The sequence below is a fragment of the Rhizobacter sp. genome (genome assembly GCA_021153565.1).
GTDB lineage: Bacteria > Pseudomonadota > Gammaproteobacteria > Burkholderiales > Burkholderiaceae_C > Albitalea.
Genome location: JAJKJU010000093.1, coordinates 1 through 9,338 on the forward strand (window position 1 = coordinate 1; position 9,338 = coordinate 9,338).

Annotated in this window: 5 protein-coding genes and 2 pseudogenes; 6 read left to right on the top strand and 1 reads right to left on the bottom strand. The window is 60.0% G+C overall.

Going from position 1 to position 9,338, the window contains the following annotated elements:
• The coding region (locus tag AC30NL_RS05875) for a hypothetical protein (RefSeq protein WP_489463079.1) at positions 1-1,089 on the bottom strand (1,089 nt) is incomplete at its 3' end.
• A gap of 872 nt (positions 1,090-1,961) precedes the next feature.
• Between AC30NL_RS05875 and AC30NL_RS05880 the strand changes: the two genes are divergently transcribed.
• From AC30NL_RS05880 to AC30NL_RS05905, 6 genes and pseudogenes are all read left to right on the top strand, one after another.
• Positions 1,962-3,374: a DUF3375 domain-containing protein gene (locus AC30NL_RS05880; protein WP_489463080.1), complete on the top strand. Its 1,413-nt coding sequence runs from the start codon at positions 1,962-1,964 to the stop codon at positions 3,372-3,374.
• Positions 3,375-3,376: 2 nt separating this feature from the next.
• On the top strand, positions 3,377-3,997 hold the full coding sequence (locus AC30NL_RS05885) for a DUF4194 domain-containing protein (protein ID WP_489463081.1): 621 nt from the start codon (positions 3,377-3,379) through the stop codon (positions 3,995-3,997).
• Positions 3,987-7,364 (top strand): ATP-binding protein, encoded by a 3,378-nt coding sequence (locus tag AC30NL_RS05890; RefSeq protein WP_489463082.1) that lies wholly within the window; start codon positions 3,987-3,989, stop codon positions 7,362-7,364. The genes AC30NL_RS05885 and AC30NL_RS05890 overlap by 11 nt, the downstream gene beginning before the upstream one ends.
• Positions 7,361-8,554, top strand: coding sequence for a Wadjet anti-phage system protein JetD domain-containing protein (locus AC30NL_RS05895; protein WP_489463083.1), 1,194 nt, complete (start codon positions 7,361-7,363; stop codon positions 8,552-8,554). The genes AC30NL_RS05890 and AC30NL_RS05895 overlap by 4 nt, the downstream gene beginning before the upstream one ends.
• A gap of 230 nt (positions 8,555-8,784) precedes the next feature.
• A pseudogene (locus AC30NL_RS05900) lies at positions 8,785-8,941 on the top strand (ISKra4 family transposase); the annotation flags it as partial.
• Positions 8,942-9,158: 217 nt separating this feature from the next.
• A pseudogene (locus AC30NL_RS05905) lies at positions 9,159-9,338 on the top strand (hypothetical protein); the annotation flags it as partial.

A 9,338-nucleotide genomic window follows, 5' to 3' on the forward strand; every position in this document is an offset into this window, starting at 1 on the left:
GGCCTCGTACGATACGAACTTTGCGTGCGGGCAATGCGCCGCGATCCACGAGCGAATCCGTGCCTCACTGGCCTTGGGCGCTGATATGGCTACAACGTTTTTCAGCGGAACGATAGGCCCGACCGTGACTCCCTCATTCATTGGGTTCTCGTACCACCGATCTATGTTGCAGGCGTCGTTATATGCCCGCTGTTTCTGTTCACTGATTCCGAATGTGACCGGAGTTTCGTCAAACCAGCGTCGCATGGTGTAGCTTTCCGAGCTCAAACCATTTCGGCTTGTATATATATCTCTCAGCCCGCTCGTGCCTCCAGTTGTCGAGGTTTGCCCATCCTGCTCGATCCATTTGACGTATTCTCCTGTCACGACCTTGTCGCCACTTTGCATTGCCCGAGATGCGGACCAGATAGCCTGGTTCTTGGCAAAATTCGCCATTGCGGCCGAGCCTGTGCCGTGGACAAAAAGTTTCTCTTTTCCGGTAAATCCTTCATTGACGAGCTGCCGGGCCTCTTCGACTACCTCCATATCCACCAAAGCCTCGGGAAACTTCATCCAGTTTCTTGAGCCGTTGTAGATGGTATTATTTACCCTATCGCTCGTTAATTTCGCCATGGGTGGCAGGTGGTCTCGAAAAAAGCTGCCTATATGATTGATAAGTATCGACTGCGAATTCTTATTTGACTTCGGGCAAAAATGTGTAATGAACGAGTCAAAATCACGTGTATTCCGAATCCATTGGGGGGATTGATTATCAATGCTCTGCAAGAAGAGATTGTAAAGCGTGTCCATCAGCGCCCAATTTTCTCGATATAAATAGAGATTGCTGGTCGCGGTTTCGACGCAGAAGGATTTCAGCTCATCCTGGATGTGCTTCTCCAGGGCCGCGACACGTACGCCGCACTCACCGGCGATCGTTTCGAGTGACTTGGGTTGTGCGATCGGCCGCACGTCCGGCACACGCACTAGAGGTCTGGCAAGAGCTTCGGCCCGGGCTCTATTGCGGGTCTTTTCCGCAAGAGTGATCCGCGGCTGCGAAAATCCTGTAGCAGACCCGGAACGTTTGTTGAAGACGCCCTGGAAGCAGGACAACAAACCGGCCGGCTGTCGAGATGGTCCAGATGGGCCTGGCGAAAAGGTTCGGCGCTTCAGACCCAGCGGCGCGAGCGTCGCTGCAGTGGTGGACCCAGCCTGTCGCTGTGTCGGGCTTTGCAGCTGTGGGCTGTTTTGTTCCTGGAGGCTGAGGGTACTGGATGCTCTGGGAAGTCGAGGAAACATTTGGGGCACTCTTGCTGTGGGTTGGGGGCTCGCCAAGGCCGATGGATTGACTTTGGCCGAGCCAGCCGAAGTGCGAATCGTGGCGTCGATCGGTTTCGTGCGACGGGCGAAGACGAAGCGGTGTGTATTTAAGCGAAGCGAAGGGCGCCGCCCCCCCGATCGTCCGGGCGAATCCGCGACCAGCCCATGACCAGGAGCGATCCCCAACCCTCTCACAGAGGGTATCGGTATCTACACATCTTGTTCCGATGGAGGGGAACCCATTGCGCGAGCCTCCCGAGCGAATGCGGCGATCGGCGTTGGGCGGTCGGGCGTTTGAAAAGGCCACGGCTTACACCACGCATCGCGACCCGGCGGCGGGTTGTACGCGTGGCCTCGCGCTGGCCTCGCACCCTCGGCGATACTCGAGCTGTAGCGCACCATGCCATGGCTCAGAGCTGAGAGTTTTTCGGTCATGCCCGCTCATTACGCCAAAAGCCCCCTGCTCGTCGTTGCAAATGCTCGCCATGGCCAAGCTATGGCTGCGCTTTTCGCCTAGATCAAGCGCCTTTTGACGTGCTGCTCGGACACGTTCGAAATACTCTCAGCCTCTCAAGACCACGGCATGGTGCTTTTTGGCCGACCGCCGCCATGAAGCCGTCAAGGCTCGACGACTTGTGAATTTGGAACACTCAACCCTCGAAGCAATGCGACGCCAGCATCCCGCATGGCGCTTGCTCGCCGCCGATTCGGCTCCACTGGTCGCGAGCTTCTTGCACCGGGTATTTGTGGTCACCAATACGCGGATGATGAGCCAGTCGGACCTCGTTGAAGCGCTGGAAGACGCGCTGTTCGCGGTGCGTGAGCTGCGTGGGCACGACGCCTATCCCAAGAATGCGCAGGACTATCTGAATGATTGGGCGGCGAATGACAAGTGCTGGTTGAGAAAGTTCTATCCGCCAGGGTCCGACGAACCACATTTCGATGTGACCCCGGCCACGGAGCGAGCCATCGCATGGCTGGTGAGCCTGGGCGATCGAAGCTTCGTTGGCACGGAGTCACGTCTGTTGACCTTGTTCGAGTTGCTCAGGCAAATGAGCGATGGCAGCGAGACTGATCCTGAGCTTCGGGTGCGCGAACTTCGAAGGCGGCGTGACGAGATTGATGCCGAGATCGAGCGCACGCTTCAAGGCGACATGTCTTTGCTGAATGACACTGCCTTGAAGGAGCGTTTCTATCAGTTCGCCGGATTGGCGCGCGAACTGCTCGCAGACTTTCGCGAGGTGGAGCAAAACTTTCGCGGACTGGACCGGCGAGTGCGTGAGCGCATCGCGCTTTGGGACGGAGCAAAGGGCGCGCTTCTGGAGGACATCATGGGTGAGCGCGACCTCATTGCGGAGTCCGACCAGGGCCGAAGCTTTCGCGCCTTCTGGGATTTCCTGATGTCGCAGTCCAGGCAGGAAGAGCTGACGCAGCTCCTCGATCGGGTGCTGCAGTTGCAGCCGGTTGCTGCGTTGACTCCCGACATCCGAATGCGCCGTGTGCACTACGACTGGCTGGAAGCCGGAGAGCATACCCAGCGAACCGTGGCCCTGCTGTCTCAGCAGTTGCGCCGCTTTCTGGACGATCAGGCCTACCTCGAGAACCGCCGCATCATGGACATACTTCGCGGCATCGAGGCCAAGGCCTTGGCCGTGCGCACATCGCCGCCGCCGGGGGAGTTCATGTCGATCGCTGACACCGCGGCAGGTATCGACTTGCCGATGGAGCGGCCGCTTCATACGCCGGCGCGCAAGCCATCGATTGCCAACGTCAGGCTCGAGTCCGGCGACGAGGAGCTCGACACGGCAGCCTTGTTCTCGCAGTTCGTGATCGACAAGGCTGCGCTGGCGCAACAAGTGCGCACCGCCTTGCAGCAGCGCTCGCAGGTCACTTTGGCCGAACTGGTCCAAGCGCACCCGTTGCAGCATGGACTCGCTGAGCTGGTGGCTTATCTGCACTTGGCAGACGAGCGAGGAACATCAGTGGTTGACGATGATGTCGAGGAAACCCTGGCATGGCAGACCCGCGACGGGCATTGGAAGCGGGCACGACTGCCCCGTGTGATTTTTGCGAGATGACCATGCTGACTGAAGACCCCCAGGGAGGCGATCGCGGTGCGACAGACCTCTCCGCCATCGTCATCCCTTTGCTCAAAGGTGTGATGTATCGGGACGCCGACGCAGGCCAATGGAGCGCGATGCTGAATTTGCAAGCCAGGGTGCGCGACTATGTCGCAGTGCTTGGGCTGGAACTGATGCTGGATGAAGCAGAGGGCTATGCCTTTCTGCGCTCGCGCCCCGAGTCAGATGACGATGCCGCGCCTCGGATACCGCGCCTGGTTGCTCGTCGCCCGCTGTCCTTCGCGGTCAGCCTGCTGCTCGCGCTCTTGCGCAAGAAGCTGGCGGAGTTCGACGCCACAGGCGGCGGCACGCGCCTCATCGTCTCGCGCGACAACGTCGTGGAGATGATCCGCGTGTTCCTTCCCGAAGGAAGCAATGAAGCCCGTCTCATCGATCAAGTCGACACGCACTTGAATCGTGTGGCAGACCTCGGCTTCGTGCGCCGATTGCGCGGGCAGGAGAACATGATCGAGGTGCAGCGAATACTCAAGGCTTTCGTTGATGCGCAATGGCTGGCTCAGTTCGACGAGCGCCTTGCTGCCTATCGCGCGCAGATCGAAGGAAGCGCCGATGAAGAATGAAGCCATGAGTCTGGAGTTTCTCGGCGACGAGCAACTCGCTGGCTTTCGCCTCCAGCGCGTTGAAGTCTTCAACTGGGGCACGTTCGACGGCCGCGTCTGGACGCTGCGTGCTGACGGCCGCAACGTGCTGCTCACCGGCGATATTGGTTCCGGCAAGTCAACGCTCGTCGACGCGGTGACGACACTGCTCGTGCCCGCGCACCGGGTGGCCTACAACAAGGCAGCCGGCGCAGATGCGCGAGAACGCACGCTGCGCTCGTATGTGCTTGGGCACTACAAGTCCGAGCGCAATGACACGAGTGGGTCGGGCCGACCCGTGGCACTGCGCGATCACAACAGTTACTCCGTCATCCTCGGCGTCTTTCGCAACGATGGCTACGACCAGACAGTCACGCTTGCTCAGGTGTTCTGGCTCAAAGATGGGCAGGCGCAGCCGGTGCGCTTGTATGCAGTGGCTGACCGTGAACTGTCCATTGCCTCCGATTTCGCGCAGTTCGGGACCGATATCGCTCAGTTGCGCAAGCGCCTGCGCGCGGCCCGAGTGGACATCGAGGACAGCTTTCCGCCGTATGGCGCGTCATTTCGCAGGCGCTTCGGGATTCAGAACGAACAAGCGCTGGACTTGTTCCATCAAACCGTGTCGATGAAGTCGGTGGGCAACCTCACAGACTTCGTGCGCGTCCACATGCTTGAGCCATTCGACGTGGCCCCGCGCATGCAGGCGTTGATTGCCCATTTCGACGACTTGCATCGCGCGCACGTTGCCGTGCTCAAGGCCAAGCGGCAAGTCGAGCTTCTGACGCCACTCGTTCAGGATTGCAACCGGCATGCCGAACTGCTCGCTGACATCGAGACATTGCGAGACTGCCGCGAAGCACTCAAGCCCTATTTTGCGAGGCACAAGGCCGATCTTCTCGACAGGCGCATCGTCCACCTCGGCGAAGAATTGACGAGGCAGGGCGGGCACATCGGGAGGTTGGAGAACCAAAGGAAGACGCAGCAGATCGAGGAGCGTGAACTGCGGCGTGCCATTGCCGACAACGGTGGCGATCGAATCGAGCGGCTTGCGAGCGAAATCGCCGAGAAAGAGCAAGAAAGAAGCCGACGACTCGCGAAATTCCAGCGCTACGACGAGCTACGCAAGGCGCTCGGTCTGATCAGCATGGACAGCGGCGAGGATTTCCTCGCACAGCGCGCCTTGTGCGGGCAGTTGCGCGAAGCCGCGGCCGAGCGAGACGCGTCCATTCAGAATGAATTGAATGAGGCTGGGGTCGTGTTTGCACAAGGTCGGCAAGAACACGATGCGCTGGCCGATGAGATCAAGAGCCTGAAGGCCCGTCGAAGCAACATCGATGCACAACAAGTCGCGATGCGTGCTGCCGTGTGTGGCGCCCTCGACTTGCGCGAAGTTGACATGCCGTTCGCTGGCGAGTTGATTCAAGTCCGTGACGACGAGCGAGACTGGGAGGGGGCTACCGAACGGCTGTTGCGCAACTTTGGCCTATCGCTGCTCGTGCCGGACGTTCACTATGCCGCGGTGAGTACATGGGTCGACAACACTCAGTTGAAAGGCCGGCTGGTCTATTTTCGAGTCCGCCCGGCGCGCAAGGACCCCCGCCCGGACACGGCCATGCATCCCGATTCCTTGGCCCGCAAGCTGGCGGTCAAGCCTGATTCCCCCTTCAATGCCTGGCTGGAGCGCGAGGTGGCGCATCGCTTCGACGTGGCATGTTGTGCCAACCAGGAGCAATTCCGCCGAGAAGCCAAGGCGATCACGCGTGCCGGGCAGATCAAGGCGCCGGGTGAGCGGCATGAAAAGGATGATCGTCATCGCATTGACGACCGCAGCCGCTACGTGCTGGGCTGGAGCAACGACGCCAAGATCGCTGCGCTGCAGAACAAGGCACGGGTCATCGAGTCGCGCCTTGCGCAGACGGGTGCCCAGATTGCTTCGCTACAGAAGGAACAATACTCCGCACGAGAGCGTCTGCAGGCATTGAACAAGCTTGACGAGTACCGTGATTTTCGGGAACTCGACTGGAGGCCGGTGGCTGCCGAAGTCTCCAGGTTGCAAGACGAAAAGCGCGAACTCGAAGCTGCATCCGACAAGCTGAGGGTGCTCGCCGACAACTTGAACGAATTGACGGCTGCGCTCGCAAAGACCGAAGAGGCGCTGGACGTTCATAAGAATGAGCGGGCGAGGGCTGAGCAGAAGAAGACGGATGCCGAGGCGTTGCTGAAGCAGACCCGGCTTGTTCTCGATGACCCGTCGTTTTCGGTGCATGTCCTTCAATTCGAACGCATTGATGTCCTTCGTGCCGAGCTGCTCGGCGAGCACCAGCTCAGTGTCGAATCCTGCGACAACCGAGAGCAGCACATGCGAGAGCGGCTGCAGGGCCGGATCGATTCCGAAGACAAGAAACTTTCTCGTCTTCGCGAAAGAATCGTGAGGGCCATGGCTGAATACAAGGACGCGCACAAGCTTGACACTCAGGACGTGGATGTGAGCATCGACGCCGCCTTCGAGTACCGCGCAATGCTCGAGCAGTTGAACGCCGACGATTTGCCTCGCTTTGAGGCGCGCTTCAAGGAGCTGCTCAACGAGAACACGATCCGCGAAGTTGCCAACTTCCAGTCGCAATTGAATCGCGAGCGCGAGACCATCAAGGAACGCATTGCGCGCATCAATGAGTCCTTGACCCAGATCGACTACAACCCGAGTCGCTACATCGTTCTCGAGGCGCAGCTCGCCACCGACGCCGACGTTCGAGACTTCCAGACCGAACTTCGCGCATGCACCGAAGGAGCACTCACAGGCTCGGACGACGCGCAGTATTCGGAGGCGAAGTTCTTGCAGGTCAAGCACATCATCGAGCGTTTCCGCGGACGAGAAGGGACATCCGAGCACGATCGGCGCTGGGCCGCCAAAGTCACAGACGTTCGCAACTGGTTTGTCTTTGCCGCGAGCGAACGCTGGCGTGAAGACAACAGCGAGCACGAACACTATTCGGATTCCGGCGGCAAATCCGGAGGTCAGAAGGAAAAGCTCGCCTACACCATTCTGGCGGCGAGCCTGGCCTATCAGTTCGGGCTGGAGTGGGGCGCGATTCGCTCGCGTTCGTTCAGGTTCGTGGTGATCGACGAAGCCTTCGGACGTGGTTCGGACGATTCGGCGCAGTATGGGCTGAGGCTCTTCCAGCAGCTCAATTTGCAGCTGCTGATCGTCACGCCATTGCAGAAGATTCACATCATCGAGCCCTTCGTTTCCAACGTCGGTTTCGTTCACAACGAAGAGGGGCGCGCTTCTCGGCTGCGCAACCTCAGCATCGAGGAATACCGGGCGGAACGAGACGGACGCGAGCCATGAGCTGGACTGCGGCCTCTGACTTGCGCTCGCAGTTGCTCAGGCTGTGGGACAAGGGCCGCTTGCTTTCCTGCATGGTGGCTGCGACAGACGTTTTTCCATTGCGGCTGACGCTCAAGGTGCCGAGTTCATCTGACCTTTCAGATCGCTTCGACGAGGTGCGTGCGTGGTCGCGGGCATTGCAGCAAGGTGCGAAGAACGAAAAGGGTCGGGGCTATCGGCTGGTTTTGAGAGAGGTCAGGCACCGGGTCATCGGCAGCAATGTGCTGCCCAACGAGACGTGGATAGACACCTTGGACGACGCGCTCCATCTGCTCGGAAAGCAGCGGGAGGCGCAGGTGTTTGGCCGCCTGGTGGACCGCACCCGAGCAGAACACTCGGCACTGCTGACCTGCCTGAATGCCAATCCGCTGCGAGCTCTGGCCATTGCTTGCGACTGGCCGCGGCTGCTGGAAGTGGTTTCATGGATGCAAGCTCATCCGCGCCCTGGAATCTATCTGCGGCAGGTGGATCTGCCCGGCATCCACACCAAGTTCATCGAGGAGCATCGGGCCGTGCTGTCGGAAATGCTCGACCACGTGTTGCCGGCCGACGCGATCGATCCGTCGGCGAGCGGCGTCTCGGGTTTCGTGCAGCGGTATGGCTTTCGCAACAAGCCGATGCGTGTGCGCTTTCGCATGCTCGATGCGCGACAGGCAATGCTCGGGAGCGGCGACCAGGACATCACCGTCACCGACGAATGCTTTGCAACGCTCAATGTGGCGGTGTCGAGGGTCTTCATGACCGAGAACGAAATCAACTTCCTGGCGTTTCCGGCAGTGTCGAATGCCATGGTGATCTTTGGCGCAGGGTATGGATTCGACATGCTTTCCCAGGCGCGATGGCTTCAGGAAAAATCGATTCACTATTGGGGTGACATCGACACGCATGGGTTTGCCATCCTCGATCAGTTGCGCGCGCGTTTTGCGCATGTCGAATCGTTCCTCATGGACCGTCAGACTCTGATGGACCTGCGGCCGCAGTGGTCGCATGAAGCCGAACCGACGCTGCGCGATCTTTCGCGCCTTACCCTCGAAGAGCGCTCGCTGTTCGACGATCTGCGATGGAAGCGTTTGGAGGACATGCAGATTCGACTCGAGCAGGAACGAATCGGGTTCAAGCGAGTGGAAGGCGCGTTGAACAGTCTGATGTGAGGCGCCACCCTCAAGCGAAGGTCCCCGCCAGCTGTCGAAGCATGCCCATGCGGAACAGCCGAACTGAGAGGCTGAGAGTATTTCGATCTACGAAGCGGTTAAAGCCTTCGGTGTAGGGGGCCTTCAAGCGACTTGGCGATTCGTGCAGGCCGCAATGTGAGTGAACGTTGAGCAGGCCTCGAAACGGGTAATGCGGAAGCCGACCCGGCGCAAACAGAGTTGTCGAGACGGCGGCAGTCAATCAGACCATCGACAAACGCATGTCCAAGTCGCAACAGATGCGCTGGTCGCCACAAGGTGCGCAGCCTGCTCCTGCAAGTACGAACCAGCGTGCTCGACGGCCGCCTGCGTGAGGACTTCGCGCGCTGGTACCCAGGCTTTGCGGCCAACGATTCAGCCCTGCAGGAGTGCCTGCCCCCCAGACTTATCGGCACAAACGTGACGAAATTATTTTTCTCTACGCAACGCCATCTCAGCTTCCCGCGAAAGCGTACCGGTCTTCGCTAATTGAAGCAGCGTTTCGTCTTTTCCGCGCCTTCCCGCACCCCCGCGGCTACCGTCACCGGTGTCTCGATGGCGCTGTCCGCCACCGACGCCACCCAACATGACCAAGCCCATCGGATCCGCGCCCGCCTCTACATCGCCCACACGGCCGCCCGCCACAGCATCGGGGACGTCCGGCGCCGGCCCGTCCCGGCCAGTCGGCGGGCCGCCCGACCTGGGTCGCGCGCCTGCGCTCCCGGCAGGCGCAAGGACTGCCGGCGCATCGACCGCAGGGCGCGCC

Bases quoted from the DNA above. Each gene is read 5' to 3' on its own strand.
- AC30NL_RS05880 (WP_489463080.1), top strand. From the start codon at position 1,962: ATGCGACGCCAGCATCCCGCATGGCGCTTGCTCGCCGCCGATTCGGCT.
- AC30NL_RS05895 (WP_489463083.1), top strand. From the start codon at position 7,361: ATGAGCTGGACTGCGGCCTCTGACTTGCGCTCGCAGTTGCTCAGGCTG.
- AC30NL_RS05890 (WP_489463082.1), top strand. From the start codon at position 3,987: ATGAAGAATGAAGCCATGAGTCTGGAGTTTCTCGGCGACGAGCAACTC.
- AC30NL_RS05885 (WP_489463081.1), top strand. From the start codon at position 3,377: ATGCTGACTGAAGACCCCCAGGGAGGCGATCGCGGTGCGACAGACCTC.